Source organism: Cupriavidus sp. 05N39 (assembly GCF_056397325.1).
Genome location: NZ_JBFTNE010000041.1, coordinates 1 through 18,723, shown reverse-complemented (window position 1 = coordinate 18,723; position 18,723 = coordinate 1). Strand labels below are relative to the sequence as shown.

Sequence of the window (18,723 nt, the reverse complement as noted above, 5' to 3'; positions counted from 1 at the left end):
GCGCTTTATTCCGGCTGTACGCCGGCGACGCGAATCACCTTGTCCCAGCGCGCTTTTTCGCTCGCCATGGTCTGGCGCAGCGATTGTGGCGCCGTCCCTGCCGGCACGAAATACTGGGCTCGCATCTTGGCGCGCACATCCTCGCTGCCGATGATGGCCACCAGTTCGCGATAGAGCCGGTCGATCACCGGCGCGGGCGTTCCCGCCGGCGCCAGCACCGCTTGCCACGAGATCGCCTCGAAGCCGGGATAGCCGGATTCCGCCACGGTTGGCACCGCGGGCAACAGGCCGGTGCGCCCGCTGGTGGTGACCGCGATGATGCGCAGCTTGCCGGCAGTCACCAGGGGCATGGCGATGGCCGGCACCATGAAGCCAGCCTGCACCTGGCCACCGACCATGGCGGTGGTGATCTGCGCGAAGCCCGGATAGGGAATGTGCTGCAGGTCGATCCCCGCCGCGGCCTTGAGCTGCTCCATCGCCAGGTGGGAAGCGCTGCCGTTGCCGACCGACCCGTAGTTCAGCACGCCCGGACGGGACCGTGCCAGCGCCACGAACTCGCGTACGTCATGCACCGGCAGGCGGGCATCCACCACCAGGACATTGGGCGAAGTTGCCACCAGCGACACGGGCGCGAGCTGGCGCACCGGGTCGTAGCCAAGATGGCGCGACAGGGTCGGCGCCGTGACTAGCGGGCCATTGATGGTCAGCAGCAAGGTGTAGCCATCCGGCGCGGCCCTTGCCACCATGCCGGTGCCGATATTGCCGCCGGCGCCCGGGCGGTTTTCCACTACCACGGGCTGCCCGAGCGCGACGGCCAGCTTCTCGGTCAGCAGGCGCGCGATCAGGTCGGGCGAGGACCCGGCCGGGAACGGCACCACCATGCGGATCGGGCGCGCTGGCCAGGGCTGGGAGGCCGCGGGCGAAGCCATTGCCGTCCCTGCCATGCCGGACATGGCGCCGGCGGCAAGGGCGATCAGGGTGCGGCGGCGGGCCGCGATGAAGTCTTGGGACATGATGCAAGGCGGTGGCAAATGCGCAAGCGTATCGCCGCCGGACTCAATGAAATCAATCAAGAAGGGACTCGCGTCCCTGGCAAATGGCAGCGACCGGCCAGGCGCGGGAGGTCCGCGATGGTTGCCGGGTCAGCATGCGCTCACTCATCGCGTGCGTCGCGCTGCAGTAGTTGCGCCACCGCGTCGGCGGCGGGCAGCCCTTCGAAGAGCACCGCGCAAACCGCACGCGTGATCGGCATATCGACGCCCTTTGCCGCTGCCAGCGCCGCCACCGCCTGCGCGCAGCGCACGCCTTCGGCTACGTGGCCCAGTTCGGCCAGGATCTGCGCCAGCGTCTTGCCCTCGGCCAGTTGCTGGCCAACCTTGCGGTTGCGCGAGAGGTCGCCCGTGGCGGTCAGGATCAGGTCGCCCATGCCCGCCAGACCCATAAAGGTTTCAACACGGCCGCCCAGCGCCATGCCCAGCCGCGTCATCTCGGCCAGGCCGCGCGTCACCAGCGCGGCGCGCGCGTTCAGGCCCAGGCCCAGCCCGTCGCTGGCGCCTGTGGCGATCGCCAGCACGTTCTTGACAGCGCCGCCTACCTCGGCACCGACCAGGTCGTCGCTGCCGTAGATGCGCATCGCATGGTGATGGAAGGCATGCTGCGCCAGTTCCGCGAGCGCGGGCGACGTGCCCGCCACGGTCAGCGCGCACGGCAGGCCAAGCGCCACCTCGCGGGCAAAGCTGGGGCCCGTCAGCACACCGTAGCTGGTGTCGTGCAGACGGCCGGCGGCATCGAGTTCTTCGCGCACCATCTGGTGCGGCAGTGCATTGGTGCCGGCCTCGAAGCCCTTGCACAGCCAAAGCATGCGCAACGCCCCGGTCTGGCGCGCGGCCAGCCTGCGCGTCATTTCGCGCAGGCCCGAGACGGGCGTGGCCACGATCACGAGACCGTCGGGTTCGACATCGGCATGCGCCGCGGCGCGCTCGAAATCCGGCTCGACCGCAAGCCGCCCGGACAACGGTACGCCGGGCAGGTAAGTGGCATTGACGCGGTCGGCGCCGATGCCCGCCAGCTGCGTGACGTCACGCCCCCACAGCACCACATCGTGGGCCGCGGCGGCATGGCTGGCGAGCGCGGTGCCCCAGGCACCTGCACCGAAGACAGTGATTTTCATGGCGTTCGCCTCGCTGGTTCAGCCTCAAAGCCGCATTCATCAAGTAACGCGGGCCGGAAAGACAAAACGGGGCCGAGGCCCCGTCTTTGCAACTGACTGCAGCAGGATCAGTGGCGAGCCTGGCTGCCGTCGGGCATCACGATGCCGCTGCTGCCGCCCTGTGCGGCTTCGGCTTCTTCCATGGCTGCCTGCAGGCGTTGTTCGTACAGCGCCTGGAAGTTGATTTCCGACAGGTGGATGGCCTGGAAGCCGGCGCGGGTGATCACGTCAGCGATATTGCCACGCAGGTACGGGTAGAGAATGGTCGGGCAAGCGATGCCCAGCAGCGGGTCGAGCTGCTCCACCGGCACGTTGCGGATATCGAAGATGCCGGCCTGGTGCGCTTCCACCAGGAAGGCAACCTTGTCCTGCACCTTGGTGGTCACGGTACCGGTCACCACCACCTCGAAGATGCCTTCCTGCAGCTGCGAGGCACCCACGTTCACCTGCACTTCCACGGCCGGTGCTTCGGTCTCGAGGAAGATGCCGGGCGAATTCGGCTGTTCGAGCGACATGTCCTTCAGGTACACACGCTGGATGTTGAAGAACGGCTGGTCTTCCTGCTGATTGTTTTGCTGGTCGCTCATGAAAGGCTTCCGGAAAGAGGCGTTGGGCACCTGGCGTACGGACCATCTGCGCCACGGGCTGGAATGGCCCTGGCAACGGCCCGGGTCGGCACCCGGTTGGAAAACGCATATGGTACATGACGCGGGTGACGAATTCACCCGCGCCGAGGCTGCGGGGCCTTCAGGCAGCCAGCAGGGGCACCAGCCCGCCCTGGCGATCGAGCGCCGAGAGGTCGTCGAAGCCGCCCACATGAGTCTCGTCGATGTAGATCTGCGGCACGGTGCGGCGGCCTGTGCGCGTCATCATTTCCTCGCGCTTGCCGGGCTCGCGGTCGATCAGGATCTTCTCGATCGCGTCGACGCCCTTGGCCTTCAGAAGGCGCTCGGCCATCTGGCAATACGGACAAACTACCGTGCTGTACATCACAACGCGGGCCATGCGGTTCTCCTTGAAAAACGGGACTCTGGTCGTAGCTCGGGTGCCGGCAAGCCAGGACTGCGCCACACCGGACAAAGACGGGCGCCCTGCTGGCGCGGCGACGGGGCATGCCCCCGGAGCCGCTTCAGGCGCCCCTTACTTGACTAAGGGCAGGCCGGCTTGCTGCCAGGCGGCCAAGCCGCCTTCGAGCGAATAGATCTCACTGTAACCGGCTTCCTTCAAGACTGCTTGACCCTTGCCCGAGCGCTGGCCGGTCTGGCACACGACGATGATTGGGACGGATTTGTCCTTTGCAAGGCCGGCGGCACGGCTGGGAAGATCCGCGAGTGGCGCGCTCTTGGCTTGCGGCAGGTGGCCCTTGGCGTATTCGGTGGCTTCCCGGATATCCACGACCACCGCATTGCGCTTGTTGATCAGCTGGGTCGCGGCGGCCGGATTGACGGTCTTGCCGGCGGTTCCGCGCGTGATGGCGGGCCAGGCCAGCAGGCCGCCCGACACCACGGCGAGGGCGATCAAGGCAAGGTTGTTGTAGTCGGCGAAGAAATTCACGTTGGCATTCCGGTGGGTTGAGTCGGCGGCATTATAAAATAGACGGTTTCGTGCCCGCGACCCGCCATTGTCTCCTACTTGACACAACTGCGGCGGTATGTGGCATGGCGCACACAGGTTTCTCACGCTTTGGAAGCAGCATGTACAAACTCGTTCTCATCCGCCACGGCGAATCCACGTGGAATCTCGAAAACCGCTTCACTGGCTGGGTCGACGTCGACCTGACCGACACCGGCGTGGCCCAGGCCAAGCTGGGAGGCAAGCTGCTGCGGGAAGCCGGCCTGGGCTTCGACGTAGCCTATACCTCGGTGCTGAAGCGCGCTATCCGCACGCTGTGGCACGTGCAGGACGAAATGGACCTGATGTGGATCCCGGTCCGGAACGAATGGCGCCTGAACGAACGCCACTACGGCGCGCTGTCGGGCCTGAACAAGGCCGAGACCGCCGCCAAGTTCGGCGACGAGCAGGTGCTGGTATGGCGCCGCAGCTACGACACGCCGCCTCCGGCGCTCGAAACGGACGATCCGCGCGTCGCGTACGACGATCCGCGCTATGCCCAGGTGCCGCACGAGCAGATCCCGCTGACCGAATGCCTGAAGGACACGGTGGCCCGCGTGCTGCCGCTATGGAACGAATCCATTGCGCCCGACATCAAATCGGGGAAGCGCGTGGTGATCGCRGCCCATGGCAACAGCATCCGCGCGCTGGTGAAGTATCTGGACCAGGTCTCGGATGACGATATCGTTGGCATCAATATCCCCAATGGCACCCCGCTCGTGTACGAGCTGGACGCCGACCTGCGCCCGCTGCGTCATTACTACCTGGGCGACCAGAAAGCGATCGCCGCCTCCCTGGCCGCCGTGGCGAACCAGGGCAAGGCACGCTGAGGCAAGGGCCGGGCGGGCGCCGCCCAGGCGCATCGCCCGGCCGCCTCATGCAGTGGATCAGGCCTTTTTTGCCGCTCCCTCTTATACTGTCGGACAAAACCGGCCGGTGTGATACGCCAGGCCGGCTCCGACACAGCACAATCCTCACACGTTCAGGCAGCCCTCATGCGTAAGACGCTCAAGAACATAAGTCTTGTTTCTGCCGGACTCGTTGCCGGCGTGCTCGCCACGCTGCAGCTATCGGCCACCGCGCAGAACTCTTCAGGGCCCCTGCCGCTGGAGCAACTGCGCCTGATGGCGGACATCTTTGGCCAGATCAAGCGCGAGTACGTAGAGCCGGTCGATGACAAGAAGCTGCTGACTGAAGCCATCAAGGGCATGGTCGCCAGCCTGGATCCGCATTCGGCCTATCTGGACGAGAAGGATTTCAAGGAACTGCAGGAAGGCACGCGCGGCCGCTTCGCCGGCCTGGGGATCGAAATCTCCCAGGAAGAAGGGCTGGTCAAGGTGATCAACCCGATCGAAGACACACCCGCCTTCCGTGCCGGCATCCAGCCCGGCGACCTGATCACCCGTATCGACGACAAACCCGTGCGCGGCCTGCCGCTCGAACAGGCTGTCAAGCGCATGCGCGGCGAACCGGGCACCAAGGTCACGCTGACCATCTATCGCAAGAGCGAGGAACGCACCTTCCCGGTGTCGATCACGCGCGCCGAGATCCGCGTGCAGTCGGTCAAGGCCAAGCTCATCGACAACGACAAGCTCGCCTGGGTGCGGCTGACCAGCTTCCAGGAGCGCACCGTGGCGGACCTGGGCAAGAAACTGGACGAACTGGCGCAAAAGAACCCGAACCTCAAGGGCGTGATCCTGGACCTGCGCAATAACGGCGGCGGCGTGCTGCAAGGCGCGGTCGGGGTAGCGGCAGCGTTCCTGCCCGATGACGTGACCGTGGTCTCGACCAACGGCCAGGTGCCCGACGCCAAGCGCGTCTACAAGACCACGTTCAACAACTACCGGCTGTCGTCCCTCGAAGACGATCCGCTCAAGAGCCTGCCGGCGCTGTACAAGAAGATCCCGATGGTGGTGCTGACCAACGCCTACTCGGCATCAGCCTCCGAAATCGTCGCCGGTGCGCTGCAGGACCACAAGCGTGCGCTGATCATGGGCAAGACCACCTTTGGCAAGGGCTCGGTGCAGACCGTGCGTCCGCTCACCAACGACACCGGCATCAAGCTGACCATCGCGTACTACTACACGCCGACGGGCAAATCGATCCAGGCCAAGGGCATCCGCCCGGACATCCCGGTCGACCAGAACCCGGAAGGCGATCCTGACGACGCGCTGATCACGCGCGAAATCGACACCGAGCGCCACCTGCATAACAAGCAGGAGTCGGAGGAGCCCGAGATGAACGAGCGCGAGCAGCGCCGCGTCGAGGAGTTGCGCCGGCTGGAGGAAGACAACGCCAAGAAGTCGCCGGAAGAGCGCGACAAGGAACGCAAGAAGAAGCCGATCGAATTCGGTTCGGCCGAGGACTTCATGCTGCAGCAGGCGATCGCACAGCTCGAAGGCCAGCCGGTCAAGCGCTCGAAGTCCAAGCTCGAAGCCGTGGCCGTGTCGGACAAGCCGGCCAAGCCGGCCTCCGCGAAGTCTGGCACCACCCCGGCCAAAGCTGGCGGCAAGACACCAGCCAGCGCCCCGCCGGCGAGCGCACCGATTGGAACGCCGCTGGGCACGCCGACCGGCAAGGCTCCCTGAAAACCTGATGGACGACAGCGGCCCCGCGGGGCCGCTTTTGCATTGCACGCCATGAACGACGATCAACTGCTGCGCTATTCGCGGCATATCCTGCTCGACGAACTCGGCATCGAGGGACAGAGCCGGCTGCTGGCCAGCCACGCGCTGGTGATTGGCGCCGGCGGCCTGGGCGCCGCAGCCCTGCCCTACCTGGCCTCCGCCGGCGTTGGCACCATTACCGTGGTCGATGACGACGTGGTCGACCTGACCAACCTGCAGCGCCAGGTCATCCATACCACCGCCAATGTCGGCCGACCCAAGGTGGAGTCTGCGCGTGAAGGCATGCTGCGCATCAACCCCGGCATCGACGTCCGCCTGGTGCAGGCTCGCGTGGGCGCCGCCGAACTGGCGCAACTGGTGGCCGGGGCCGATGTGGTGCTCGATTGCTGCGACAACTTCGACACGCGCCAGGCGGTCAACCGCGCCTGCGTGCGGCACAACGTGCCGCTGGTGTCCGGCGCTGCGCTGCGCTTCGACGGGCAGATCAGCGTGTTCGACCGCCGCCAGCCGGGCGCACCCTGCTATGCCTGCCTGTTCCCGCCCTCACAGCCGGCGCAGGAAGTGGCCTGCGCCACCATGGGCGTATTCGCGCCGCTGGTGGGCATGGTCGGCACCGTGCAAGCGGCAGAGGCGCTCAAGCTGCTGATGGGGATCGGCACCACCCTGGCCGGCCGGCTGCTGATGGTCGATGCGCTCGGCATGGAATGGACCACCATGCGCCTTGGGCGCGTGCCGGATTGCGAAGTCTGCGGCGGCGGCGAGGCCCACGGGGACGCCGGCCACTAAGCGCCAGTCATGCGCGCGTACGCTCGCGCAGGAAGGCGAGCGCGGCGGTGCGCTCGCCGCGGAATACGATCCTGGCCTCGCGCCGCTCGCGCTGGTAGGCATACATGGGATCGTAGTATTGCCGCAGCAAAACCCCGATCCATCCCCGGTGCAGCTCGGTCTGGCCCGACTCGGCCTGGCGCTCCAGCGCCTGCCCCAGCAAGTCGGAGAGCCGCTCGTAGAGGGCTCCGCCGAGCCGCCTGGATATTGCCGCCATCGCATCCCGCAGGCGTGCGGCATAAGCGGCGAATCCCGCCTCCTCGCCAAGCGCCTCGATGAATTCCTGCGACAGGCCAAGCACGTAGTCCTCCAGCACACGATCCACGCGCGCCTCGAAAGGCTCCTCGAGCCAGACCAGCGGCGCCGCCTGCATGGCGAGGTAGAAGGACTGCGGCAGGTTCCGGGCGCCGATGAAGCGCCCTTCGTCCTCGACCACCAGGGCAGCACGCCCGCTCGCGCGGTGGCGCAACAGCGCGACCGCCAGATCGCTCTCGAAATCGATTTGCGTGGGCTGCGCGACCGCGCGCCGGCCGAAACTGGAACCGCGATGGCGGGCCTCGCCCTCCAGGTCGATGGCCGCATCCTGGCTAGCCATCAGGTCGGCGATCAGCTCGGTCTTGCCGCTGCCAGTCAGTCCGCCCAGTATCAGCAGGCCGCACTCGGCGGCGGCGGCATCGATGACGTCGATCAGGTAAGCGCGCATCGCCTTGTAGCCGCCCGTCACGCGCGGATAGGCAATGCCGGCATCGTCGCGCAGCCACTGCTGCACGATCTGCGAACGCATGCCTCCCCGGAAGCAATACAGATAGCCCTCCGGATGCGCCCGCGCAAACGCCGCCCAGGCGGCGGTGCGCGCGGCGCGGACGTCGCCGCTCACAAGGCGGTGGCCCAGCGCGATCGCGGCCTGCTGCCCCTGCTCCTGATAGCACAAGCCCACCTGGTGGCGCTCGTCGTCGTCCATCAGCGGCAGGTTCACCGCGCCAGGGAACGCACCGCGCGCGAATTCCACCGGCGCGCGTACATCGAGCAAAGCGGCACCGGACAGGAAAAGCCGGCGGAAATCGCACGCATCGTCGCGCATCAGATCACCTCGACGGCGTACTGGCCCTGCACCACCATCTCACCAACCGGTGCCAATGCCAGGCCGGACTCGGCACAGGCAGCGTGGAATTCGGCTTCGCCGGCAGGCTCGACCGCCACCAGCAGACCGCCGCTGGTTTGCGGATCGCACAGCACGGCGCGCTGCACCTCGCTCAGCGCGCCGCCCAGGTTGCCTATGCCGGCGCCAATCCGCGCGCCATAGCTATCGAAGTTGCGCTGCGTACCGCCAGGCACGCAACCGGCGTCCACATAGCGCAATACCTCCGGCAGCAGCGGCACCGCCGAGTAGTCGAGGCGAGCGGTAAGGCGGCTGCCATCGGCCATTTCAACCAGGTGCCCGAGCAGACCAAAGCCGGTCACGTCCGTCATGGCCCGCACGCCGGCCAGCTTGCCAAAACGGCTGCCGGGGCGGTTGAGCACGCACATCCAGTCACGCGCCAGGTGCGCATCCTGCGCGCGCAGCCGGCCCTGCTTCTCGGCCGTGGTCAACACGCCGATGCCCAGCGGCTTGGTCAGGTAAAGGCGGCACCCGGCGGTGGCGGTATCGTTGCGCTTCAGGTGCGCGCGGTCGACCACACCCGTCACCGCCAACCCGAAGATGGGCTCCGGGGCATCGATGGAATGCCCGCCGGCAAGCGGGATGCCGGCATCCTCGCAGGCGCGCCGACCACCGGCCACCACCTCGCGCGCCACCTCGGGTGGCAGCAACTTCACCGGCCAGCCGAGGATGGCGATGGCCAGCAACGGATCGCCCCCCATCGCATAAATGTCGCTGATGGCATTGGTGGCGGCGATGCGTCCGAAGTCGAAGGGATCATCGACGATCGGCATGAAGAAATCGGTGGTGGAAACCACGCCGCGGCCGTGATCCAGCCCGTCCAGCGCGTAGACGGCCGCGTCGTCGCGGGAGGCATTGCCGACCCACAGGCGCGGGTCGAGATGCTGATTGCCGCTGCCGGCCAGGATCACATCGAGCACCTGTGGCGATATCTTGCAGCCGCAGCCGGCACCATGGCTGTACTGCGTCAGGCGAATGGGTTCTGCCATGATCCTCGGCTCCTGTTTCGTGGCGTTTGCGAATGCGTGCGCTCGCTCATCTGCAMCCTATATGCTATCTGGCGCCTCTCGCCGCTGCACGCGCGGATCGCGGGCAAGCTGGCGCCGGCACGGCAACGGCGATGGCTGCGAAGCGACTGGCAAGGAATGGGAATCCGAATGAGAAGAGTTACTACCCGGATGCGGGGAGAGGCGGCAGCACCGAACGGCGCCGCGCGAGCGCGGCCACTGCGTTCTTGCGAACCCGCGGCCGACTGCTGGGCGGATTACTGCTCGCCCGGCTCCATCTGCGACTGCAGATAGTTCGGCAGACCAACCTTGTCGATCAGGTCGAGCTGCGTTTCGAGGTACTCGATATGCTCTTCGGTGTCGGTCAGGATGTCGACCAGGATCTCGCGGCTAACGTAGTCGCCCACCGATTCGCAGTAAGTAATGCCTTCCTTGACGGTGGCATGCGCGCCTTGCTCGAGCTTCAGGTCGCACTTGAGCATTTCCGGGGTGTCTTCGCCCAGCAGCAGCTTGTTGAGGTCTTGCAGGTTGGGCAGCCCATCGAGCATGAGGATGCGGTCGATCAGGCGATCGGCGTGCTTCATCTCGCCGATGGATTCTTTGTACTCCACGTCGCCGAGCTTCTTGAGGCCCCAGTGGCGGTACATGCGAGCATGCAGGAAGTATTGGTTGATCGCGGTCAGCTCGTTCTTCAGCTGCGCGTTCAGATGTTGGATGACCTTCTTGTCACCTTTCATAGGAGGCTCCTGTAGCAACGGGCCCCCGCAAAAACGCGAAGCGGCGCAAGACGCGCCGCATGCAGTCTGAACGACCGAAACCGCGCCGTAACCTGATAGTTACGGGCGAGTTCAAGCAACCAGCTCGGTACGCTGATCGTTCGCGACTGCCGGGTCCCGAGTGTCCATTATGGCACGTGGACCCGAAGGCGAACAGGAGGAAATGTCCACGACCTGGATGGTGGCGACCTTGACATTGCGGACCGCGGCGACGCCTTCGCAAAGGACCTGTTGCGCGCATTCGCGGCAACGGCCACAGCAGGTGCCCACGCCCAGCGTTTCAGCCAGCTCGTCGAGCGTGGCCACGCCAAGATGCGCGGCCCCATGGATTTCTCGGTCAGTAACCTGATTGCAGATGCAAACGTACACAAATCCCTCCTTGAGAGAGGGGTGACACCGGCATGTCACCCGCGATGTACGTCAGAATATCAGAGATCGAAAATGATAACAATTCCCATTAAGCCACAAAATGTACATGCCAACCACACGGCACTTACGCAGGAAATTGTGGATTGAGACAACGTCACAAGCCGCATTAAAGTGCCTTATAATGCTCACTGAGAGTGTTGCATTTCCCGAAAAACCTTAGTCTGTACAGGGTTGTCAGTCGCAATCAGAGCTGCTTCAGCGCGCAGGCCAGTTCCTCCGGCTCGTAGGCGCTCAGCACCTGCTCGACCAGCCGTTCCAGCCGTTCGCAGTCGGCATGCAGGACTTCCTGCTTGACCCGCAGCAACTGCGAAGGATGCATCGAGAATTCGCGCAGCCCCATGCCCAGCAGTAGCCGGGTCATGGCGGGATCTCCGGCCATTTCGCCGCACACCGCCACCGGCACGCCGGCGTGGTTGGCCTCGCGGATGGTGCGCGCGATCAGTTGCAGCACCGCCGGATGCAGCGGGTCGTAGAGATGGGCCACGGCGTTATCGGCGCGGTCGATGGCAAGCGTGTACTGGATCAGGTCGTTGGTGCCGATGGAGAGGAAATCCATGCGCCGCAGGAACAGCGGCAGCATCAGCACGGCGGCCGGGATCTCGATCATCGCTCCGACCCTGATAAACGGGTCGAAAGCCTGGCCACGGACGTCAAGCTGGCGCTTGGCCTGTGCGATCAGGTCCAGAGTCTGGTCTATCTCGCGCGCGTGGGCCAGCATCGGGATCAGCAGCCGCACCGGCCCGAAGGCCGAGGCCCGCAGCAATGCACGCAACTGGGTCAGGAACATGGCCGGCTCGGACAGCGACCAGCGGATCGCGCGCAAGCCGAGCGCGGGGTTGAGCGCGGTTTCGAAATCGTCGCCGCGCCCATCGCGCCCCTCCCGGCCATCCAGCGGCTTGTCGGCGCCGATATCGATGGTGCGGATGGTGACCGGCAGCCCGTGCATGGCGTCCACCGCGCCGCGATATGCCTGGAACTGCTCTTCCTCGTCGGGCAGCTCCCCGCGTCGGTTCATAAACAGGAATTCCGAGCGGAACAGGCCCACGCCGACCGCGCCGGCGGTCAGCGCCGCGGTCGCGTCTTCGGACATCTCGATATTGGCCAGCAGGTCGATCTCAAGCCCGTCCAGCGTCACGGCAGGCGTATGGCGCAGGCGTTGCAGGCGCTTTTTCTCCAGTGCCCGCTCGCTCTGCCTGTGCCGGTATTCCTCGAGGATGATGGCCGACGGATCGACGATGACCAGGCCGGCATCGCCATCGATGATGACCCAGTCGTCCTGGCGGATGAGTTCGCTGGCGCTTTGCACGCCCACCGCGGCAGGGATGTCGAGGCTGCGCGCGACGATGGCGGTATGGGAGGTGCGCCCGCCGAGATCGGTCACGAAGCCGTGGAACACGGTATGGCGAAACTGCAGCATGTCGGCCGGCGAGATGTCGTGGGCCACCACGATCACGCCGGGTGCCGGCTCGCCATCGGGCGCCAGGGACGAAGGCGGCACCGGGGCCGGCGCCAGCACGGCCGCGCCGGCCAGCACCTTGAGAATGCGCTCGACCACCTGGCGGATATCCGCCTTGCGTTCGCGCAGGTATTCGTCCTCGATTTCGTCGAACTGCCGCATCAGTTCTTCGAGCCGCGTGGTCAGCGCCCATTCGGCGTTATAGCGCCGGTTGCGGATCAGTGCCTCGGGCTCGCGCGCAAGCGCCTCGTCGTCGAGGATCATCGCATGCACATCAAGGAASGCGCCCAGCTCTTCCGGGGCTTCGCGCGGGAGATCGCGCTTTAGCGTGACCAGTTCGGCCCGCACCGCCGCGCGTGCCGCGCGCAGGCGTTCCACCTCGGCCTCAAGCCGATCTTCGTCGACCAGGTAATGGGAGACATCAAGCGCAGCAGGCGCCAGCAAATGCGCGCGCCCGATGGCGACGCCGCGCGAGACCGGGATGCCGTGCAGGGCAAATGGCATGTACCGCTCCGTCAGGAACGTTTAAAAAGTCTGGCCAGGGCCAGCAACCTTGGAAGCGGTGCCAGGATGAAACGAAGCGGCCCTGGCCAGGCGCGCCGCGGCGTTCCGTGCCGCCGCTTTCATCCCGAATCGGCTTCCTACTCTCCTTCGCCGAAGCGGTTGGCGATGAGCGCCAGCAACGCGTCCATCGCCTCTTGCTCATCGGGTCCGTCGGTCTCGATGGTCACGGTGGAGCCGATGCCGGCGGCCAGCAGCATCACGCCCATGATGCTCTTGGCGTCGACTTGCCGACCGTTGCGCGACATCTTGACCTGACTGACGAAGTTACCCGCCAGTTGCGTCAGCTTGGCGGAAGCCCGTGCATGCAGCCCGAGCTTATTGATGATGTTGGTGTCCCTCTGCAGCATATTTGTCGGGATGATTTGCGATCTGGTTCTGGACGGTGGTGGAGCCTACCTGCAGCACACCCTGCGAGCCTCCCGCCAGCGCCTTGAGGGCAAGCTGGTCGAGTTTCTCGGTACGGTAGCAAATGGCACGCACCAGCATGGGAAGATTGACGCCGGCGAGCACCTTGACGCGGCCCGGCTCGGCGAGGCGGGCCGCGATATTGGCCGGCGTGGCACCAAAGATATCGGTCAACACCAGCGCGCCATTGTCTTCGCTGACCTCGGCCAGGCGCCGCCGGGCTTCGGCCAGCACGGCCGCAGGCTCGGCGTCGGGCATGACGTCGATGGCTTCAAGCCGTTGCGGCTGGCCGCAGTAGACGTGGGCGGCGCACTCGCGCAATGCCGAAGCCAGCGGGGCGTGCGCGATGATCAGGATGCCTGCCATGGTGGTGAATCCGTTGGATTGACGCGATTGTAGCAGGCACGCTGGCCGGAGATTCAGCTCGGCGCCCCGGTTTGGCGCGGCGCCAACAGCTCAGCGGCCACGGGCCTGCACGGCTTGCTCCAGCGCATCGATAAACATGGCGGCAACCTGGAAGCCGGTCTGCTGGGTGATTTCCTGAAAACAGGTCGGACTCGTCACATTGACTTCGGTGAGGTAATCGCCGATCACATCCAGCCCGACCAGCAGCAAACCGCGCTCCCACAGGCCCGGCGCCAGCGACTCGGCGATTTCGCGGTCGCGCGCGGAAAGCTCCTGGGCGCGGCCGGTACCACCCGCGGCCAGGTTGCCGCGCACTTCGCCATCCTTGGGAATGCGCGCCAGCGAATATGGCACGGGCACGCCGCCGATCAGCAGGATGCGCTTGTCGCCGTCCTTGATGGCGGGGATATAGCGCTGCACCATCAGGGTGCGCGCGCCGTCCTCGCCCAGGGTCTCGATGATGGCGCCAAGGTTCATGCCGTCCGGGCCGACCCGGAAGATTCCCATCCCGCCCATGCCGTCGAGCGGCTTGAGAATGACATCGCGATGCTCCGCATGGAAAGCGCGGATACGGTCGGCATCCCGCGTGACCAGCGTCGGCGTGATGAATTCGGGATACTGGGCAATCGCCAGCTTCTCGGAATGGTCGCGAACCGCCTGCGGCTTGTTGAACACATTGGCGCCCTGCGACTCCGCCAGTTCCAGCAGCCAGGTGCTGGTGACGTATTCCATGTCGAACGGCGGGTCCTTGCGCATCAGCACGGCATCGAAGCCCGTCAGCAGCTGCAGGCTGGCCTCGCCGGTGCGGTACCAGTCATGCGGATCGCCTGTGAGTTGCAGCGGATGCACAACCGCCTCCACCTGGTCGGCCGACAGCGACAGCTGCGACTGCAGGCAAGAAAACAGCTCGTGCCCGCGCTCGACCGCCTCGACCATCATGGCGTACGTCGAATCCTTGTAGGTCTTGAAGGTGTGCAGCGGATCGGTAATAAACAGAATACGCATGATGGCTCGTCCCGGTCGCAGGGTTGCCGCGTGGTTTGCGCGGCGCGTCAAGGCGCCGCCAGCGGGGCAGCGCCATTTCAGACATGTCAGAGAATCGGATTCGGGTCCGTCTTCTCGAGTTCCAGCGACGCCGCCAGCAAGGCCARCCTCGCCACCACGCCGTACATGTAGAAACGGTTCGGCACCGCTGCGCCAGGCTTGGCATGGCTGTCGGGAATGCCATTGGGCGCGAAGGCCAGTGGCACGAAATGCATGCCCGGCGCATTCAGGTTCTCGTCGTTGCCGCGGCCTGTATGGACGCGGTAGAAGCCGCCGACCACATAGCGGTCGATCATGTACACCACCGGCTCGGCCACCGCCTCGTTGACCTTCTCGAAGGTGTGCACCCCTTCCTGGATGATGACGTCGTTGACCTCAAGGCCTTCCTTGACGACGCTCATCTTGTTGCGTTCCTTGCGGTTCAGCCCCTTGATTTCGGAAGGATCCTTGATGGTCATGATGCCCATGCCGTAGGTGCCCGCGTCGGCCTTGACCACCACATAGGGTGTTTCCTTGATGCCGTACTCGCGGTACTTCTTGGCGATCTTCTTGAGCACGCCTTCGACCGAGTCGGCCAGTGCCTCTTCACCCACGCGCTCGTGGAAATCGATGCCCGAGCACTTGGCGAAGTACGGGTTGACCATCCACGGATCGACGTCGATCAGCTTGGCAAACTTCTTGGCAACCTCGTCGTAGGCGGCGAAATGGCTCGACTTGCGGCGCGTCGACCAGCCCGCGTGCAGCGGCGGCAGCAGGTATTGCTCGTTGATGTTCTCCAGGATCGGCGGAATGCCGGCSGAGAGRTCGTTGTTGAGCAGGATCGARCAGGGRTCGAAGTCCTTCAGCCCCAGGCGGCGACCGCGCGCGCCCAGGCGGGCCAACGGCTCCACCACCAGCGTCTGGCCGTCGGGCAACTCGATCGGGGTCGGTTCGGTGATGTCTTCGGACAGCGAGCCCAGGCGGACATTAAGACCGGCCTGGCGCATGATCAGCGACAGCCGCGCCACGTTCTGCAGGTAGAACATGTTACGGGTGTGGCGCTCGGGGATCAGCAGCAGGTTCTTGGCGTCCGGGCAGATCTTCTCGATTGCCGCCATGGCCGCCTGGACGGCCAAGGGCAACATTTCGGGCGCCAGGTTGTTGAAGCCGCCGGGGAACAGGTTGGTATCGACCGGGGCCAGCTTGAAGCCGGCATTGCGCAGGTCGACCGAACAATAGAACGGAGGCGTATGTTCCTGCCATTCCAGCCTGAACCAGCGCTCGATGGACGGCGTCGCATCCAGGATCTTTTTTTCCAGCTCGAGCAGCGGACCGTTCAGCGCGGTGATGAGATGCGGGACCATATACATCCTAGTGATCGTCTTTATCGTTCGCCCAGATTGTAGAGGAACGGCCAATTGGCTGCTGGCGCCGCCTGAATAAGCATATGCGAGCGACAGCATAAGGGATAAGGGATACGGATATGGGGGTGCGGCTCAGGAATAAAAGGGGGGGGGTGGGCGCAGGAGCAATCGGAGACACTTCCGGGCGACCTGCCGGCGAGGGCCGCGGGCAGGAAAAAAAAAGCGCGACCGGAGCCGCGCTTTCAAATGGCCTGACAGATACGGGGAGCGTTCTGCAGGTGGAGGAAACTGCCTCACTCGCACTGTATGTGCGCTACCCCCTGAAAACAATTGAAGCTTTTTAAGATCGGATTTAAGCACTTTGCGAAGAACAGCGCCGCCATCCCGGCCAATGACGGCGGGATGCGCCCCGATTCCGCCACGAAGCGTGCCGCCTGACCGAAAAAAGCCCGGCACAAGGCCGGGCGAAACTCCTGAGAGAAGATTCCCAATCAGCTCTCCAGCACAACACCATTGCGATCAGGCTTCATACGCGGTCTCGCCGTGCGAGGTGATATCCAGGCCCTCGCGCTCTTCTTCTTCCGGCACCCGCAGGCCGATCAGCATATCCACCAGCTTGAAGGCCACGAAGGCCACCACGCCCGACCACACGATGGTGGTAAGCACGCCTTCGAACTGGATCCACAACTGGCCCATGATCGAATAGTCGTCCGCCACCTTATTGGTCACGTAGTCGTAAATCCCCGTGCCGCCCAGGCTCGGCGAGGCAAACACGCCGGTCAGCAACGCACCCAGGATGCCGCCCACGCCGTGCACGCCAAAGACATCCAGGGAGTCGTCCATGCCCAGCAGCTTCTTCAGGCCGGTCACGCCCCACAGGCACAGCAGGCCAGCGGCGATACCGATCACGATGGAGCCCATCGGGCCCACGAAGCCGGCCGCCGGGGTGATGGCCACCAGGCCTGCCACCGCGCCCGAAGCGCCGCCCAGCATCGAGGGCTTGCCCTTGCTGATCCATTCGCCGAAGGTCCAGGACAGCACTGCGGCGCAGGTCGCCAGCAGCGTGTTGACAAAGGCCAGCGCAGCCGAACCGTTGGCTTCCAGCGCCGAACCGGCGTTGAAACCGAACCATCCGAACCACAGCAGCGAGGCGCCGACCATGGTGAAGGTCAGGCTGTGCGGACGCAGGGCCTCACGGCCGAATCCGATGCGCTTGCCGAACATGAAGGCACCCACCAGGCCAGCGACGGCTGCGTTGATGTGCACCACCGTGCCGCCGGCGAAGTCGAGCGCGCCCTTCTGGAACAGCCAGCCAGCCTTGGCGGTGGCTGCGGTACCTGCTGCCGCGTCGGTGTACAGGTCAGGACCGGGCCAGAACCAGACCATATGGGCCATCGGGATGTACGAGAAGGTGAACCACAGCACCACGAACACCAGCACGGCCGAGAACTTGGCGCGTTCGGCAAAGGCGCCGATGATCAGGCCGCAGGTAATGGCCGCGAAAGCGCACTGGAATGCGAAGTAAGCCAGTTCCGGCACCACCACGCCCTTGCTGAAGGTGGCAGCCACGGCATCGACGTTGAGCCCCTTCATGAAGAGCCGGTCGGTGCCGCCAAAGAAGGCGTTGCCCTCGGTGAAGGCGAAGCTGTAGCCGTAGATGGCCCACAGCAGCGACACCAGCGAGAAGATCACCAGGCACTGCATCAGCACCGACAGCATGTTCTTCGAGCGGACCAGGCCGCCGTAGAACAGTGCCAGGCCCGGCAGCGTCATCAGGATCACGAACGCCGTGGAAACCAGCAGCCACGCGGTATCGCCCTTGTTGGGCACCGGTGCAGGCGCCGCGGCGGGGGCGGCAGCCTCTGCAGGCGCAGCCGCCGCTGCCGCGGGAGCAGGGGCAGCTGCAGGTACGGCGGTGGCAGCGGCCGGCGCGGAGGCTTCGGGCGCGGGCTTGTCCTGTGCCACGGCGTGGGTGGACAGGCCGATGCCGGCCGTGCCCAGGGCCAGCGCCACGGCGCCGGTTGTCAGGATGCGCTTGAACCAGGATTTCATTGTGATTAACCTCTTGTCGTTGGGCTGTGCGTCACAGCGCGTCGCCGCCGGTCTCGCCGGTACGAATGCGGATGACCTGCTCGATGGGCGCGACAAAGATCTTGCCGTCGCCAATCTTGCCGGTCCGCGCCGATTTCTCGATCGCCTCGATGGCCCGGTCGACCACATCGTCCGGGACGGCCACTTCGATCTTCACCTTGGGCAGGAAGTCCACGATGTACTCCGCGCCCCGGTACAGTTCGGTGTGACCCTTCTGGCGACCGAAGCCCTTGACTTCAGTCACGGTGATGCCGGACACGCCCACATCCGAGAGCGCTTCGCGCACCTCGTCGAGCTTGAACGGCTTGATGACGGCGATGATCAGTTTCATCCGATTTCTCCTCTGAGCGGGACGGCCCGGCGTGCGTCCGGCGCCCGCTCAACCTGATGCGTGTTTAGAAAGTCTTGGTGATCGAAGCCCAGGCGGTAGCCTTGCCGACATAGCGGCCAGACGTATTGGTGTAGACCGAGTTGTGGGCATTGGTATCGATATAGGCGATCGCCAGTGCGAAGCCCTTGCCCAGGTCCTTGGTCAGCCCCAGCTTCCAGTCCGTGTACGAGGCGCTGTTCACGTGTTTCACGTTCTGGTAGCCCACGTGGGCGTTCAGCGTCAGGTCCCAGAAATTCAGCGGCACATTGGCCGACAGGTCGGCGTAGTAGCTGTACTTGCTGTCGGCGAATCCGAACAGGTTGGTCAGCGCCTGCGAATACTTGAAGAACACAGGACCGTAGCCGGCGCCGACATACACTTCCCGGCGCCGACATACACTTC

21 protein-coding genes are annotated in these 18,723 nt (G+C 65.1%); 3 read left to right on the top strand and 18 right to left on the bottom strand.

What is annotated here, in order from left to right:
- Positions 1-5: 5 nt before the first annotated feature.
- The 5 genes from AC1DN0_RS20230 to AC1DN0_RS20210 form a co-directional block, all read right to left on the bottom strand.
- Positions 6-1,013 (bottom strand): Bug family tripartite tricarboxylate transporter substrate binding protein, encoded by a 1,008-nt coding sequence (locus tag AC1DN0_RS20230; protein WP_477145946.1) that lies wholly within the window; start codon positions 1,011-1,013, stop codon positions 6-8.
- Between the two features lie 140 nt (positions 1,014-1,153).
- A complete protein-coding gene (locus AC1DN0_RS20225; RefSeq protein WP_441626968.1) occupies positions 1,154-2,170 on the bottom strand; it encodes an NAD(P)H-dependent glycerol-3-phosphate dehydrogenase in 1,017 nt (338 codons plus the stop codon).
- 107 nt (positions 2,171-2,277) lie between these two features.
- A complete protein-coding gene (gene secB / locus AC1DN0_RS20220; RefSeq protein WP_441626966.1) occupies positions 2,278-2,796 on the bottom strand; it encodes a protein-export chaperone SecB in 519 nt (172 codons plus the stop codon).
- Between the two features lie 160 nt (positions 2,797-2,956).
- The gene (gene grxC, locus AC1DN0_RS20215) at positions 2,957-3,214 is read right to left on the bottom strand and encodes a glutaredoxin 3 (RefSeq protein WP_035861020.1); all 258 of its coding nucleotides are present in this window, start codon (positions 3,212-3,214) and stop codon (positions 2,957-2,959) included.
- 135 nt (positions 3,215-3,349) lie between these two features.
- On the bottom strand, positions 3,350-3,763 hold the full coding sequence (locus AC1DN0_RS20210) for a rhodanese-like domain-containing protein (protein WP_441626963.1): 414 nt from the start codon (positions 3,761-3,763) through the stop codon (positions 3,350-3,352).
- Positions 3,764-3,903: 140 nt separating this feature from the next.
- On the opposite strand from AC1DN0_RS20210, the gene gpmA reads away from it, so the two are divergent.
- The 3 genes from gpmA (at position 3,904) to AC1DN0_RS20195 (ending at position 7,233) form a co-directional block, all read left to right on the top strand.
- Positions 3,904-4,650 carry a 2,3-diphosphoglycerate-dependent phosphoglycerate mutase gene (gene gpmA, locus AC1DN0_RS20205; protein WP_477102594.1) on the top strand — a complete coding sequence of 249 codons (747 nt, stop codon included), beginning with the start codon at positions 3,904-3,906 and terminating at the stop codon, positions 4,648-4,650.
- A gap of 165 nt (positions 4,651-4,815) precedes the next feature.
- Positions 4,816-6,408, top strand: a complete 1,593-nt coding sequence (locus tag AC1DN0_RS20200; RefSeq protein ID WP_441626959.1) for a S41 family peptidase — start codon at positions 4,816-4,818, stop codon at positions 6,406-6,408.
- Positions 6,409-6,459: 51 nt separating this feature from the next.
- Entirely contained in the window at positions 6,460-7,233 is a 774-nt protein-coding gene (locus AC1DN0_RS20195; RefSeq protein WP_441626957.1) for a HesA/MoeB/ThiF family protein, read from the top strand.
- 7 nt (positions 7,234-7,240) lie between these two features.
- Here the strand turns inward: AC1DN0_RS20195 and mnmH are convergent, their stop codons facing one another.
- From mnmH to AC1DN0_RS20130, 13 genes are all read right to left on the bottom strand, one after another.
- On the bottom strand, positions 7,241-8,353 hold the full coding sequence (gene mnmH, locus AC1DN0_RS20190) for a tRNA 2-selenouridine(34) synthase MnmH (RefSeq protein WP_441626955.1): 1,113 nt from the start codon (positions 8,351-8,353) through the stop codon (positions 7,241-7,243).
- A complete protein-coding gene (selD, locus tag AC1DN0_RS20185; protein WP_441626953.1) occupies positions 8,353-9,420 on the bottom strand; it encodes a selenide, water dikinase SelD in 1,068 nt (355 codons plus the stop codon). The genes mnmH and selD overlap by 1 nt, the downstream gene beginning before the upstream one ends.
- A 275-nt stretch (positions 9,421-9,695) precedes the next feature.
- Positions 9,696-10,175, bottom strand: coding sequence for a bacterioferritin (gene bfr, locus AC1DN0_RS20180; protein WP_035861007.1), 480 nt, complete (start codon positions 10,173-10,175; stop codon positions 9,696-9,698).
- Positions 10,176-10,286: 111 nt separating this feature from the next.
- Positions 10,287-10,583 (bottom strand): (2Fe-2S)-binding protein, encoded by a 297-nt coding sequence (locus tag AC1DN0_RS20175; protein ID WP_045241377.1) that lies wholly within the window; start codon positions 10,581-10,583, stop codon positions 10,287-10,289.
- A gap of 244 nt (positions 10,584-10,827) precedes the next feature.
- Complete coding sequence (ptsP, locus tag AC1DN0_RS20170) at positions 10,828-12,603, bottom strand: phosphoenolpyruvate--protein phosphotransferase (protein WP_441626950.1); 1,776 nt, start codon at positions 12,601-12,603, stop codon at positions 10,828-10,830.
- A gap of 137 nt (positions 12,604-12,740) precedes the next feature.
- Entirely contained in the window at positions 12,741-13,010 is a 270-nt protein-coding gene (locus AC1DN0_RS20165; protein ID WP_477145945.1) for an HPr family phosphocarrier protein, read from the bottom strand.
- Complete coding sequence (locus AC1DN0_RS20160) at positions 12,979-13,434, bottom strand: PTS sugar transporter subunit IIA (protein WP_035860999.1); 456 nt, start codon at positions 13,432-13,434, stop codon at positions 12,979-12,981. The genes AC1DN0_RS20165 and AC1DN0_RS20160 overlap by 32 nt, the downstream gene beginning before the upstream one ends.
- Before the next feature lie 90 nt (positions 13,435-13,524).
- Complete coding sequence (gshB, locus tag AC1DN0_RS20155) at positions 13,525-14,478, bottom strand: glutathione synthase (protein WP_441626948.1); 954 nt, start codon at positions 14,476-14,478, stop codon at positions 13,525-13,527.
- 86 nt (positions 14,479-14,564) lie between these two features.
- A complete protein-coding gene (gene gshA, locus AC1DN0_RS20150) occupies positions 14,565-15,860 on the bottom strand; it encodes a glutamate--cysteine ligase (RefSeq protein ID WP_035861103.1) in 1,296 nt (431 codons plus the stop codon).
- Positions 15,861-16,153: 293 nt separating this feature from the next.
- Positions 16,154-16,351, bottom strand: a complete 198-nt coding sequence (locus tag AC1DN0_RS20145) for a hypothetical protein (protein WP_441626946.1) — start codon at positions 16,349-16,351, stop codon at positions 16,154-16,156.
- 28 nt (positions 16,352-16,379) lie between these two features.
- Positions 16,380-17,912: an ammonium transporter gene (locus tag AC1DN0_RS20140; RefSeq protein ID WP_045241381.1), complete on the bottom strand. Its 1,533-nt coding sequence runs from the start codon at positions 17,910-17,912 to the stop codon at positions 16,380-16,382.
- A 31-nt stretch (positions 17,913-17,943) separates the two neighbouring features.
- Entirely contained in the window at positions 17,944-18,282 is a 339-nt protein-coding gene (locus tag AC1DN0_RS20135) for a P-II family nitrogen regulator (RefSeq protein ID WP_006159494.1), read from the bottom strand.
- Positions 18,283-18,346: 64 nt separating this feature from the next.
- A partial coding sequence (locus tag AC1DN0_RS20130) for a TorF family putative porin (RefSeq protein ID WP_477145944.1) occupies positions 18,347-18,723 on the bottom strand: 377 nt, incomplete at its 5' end.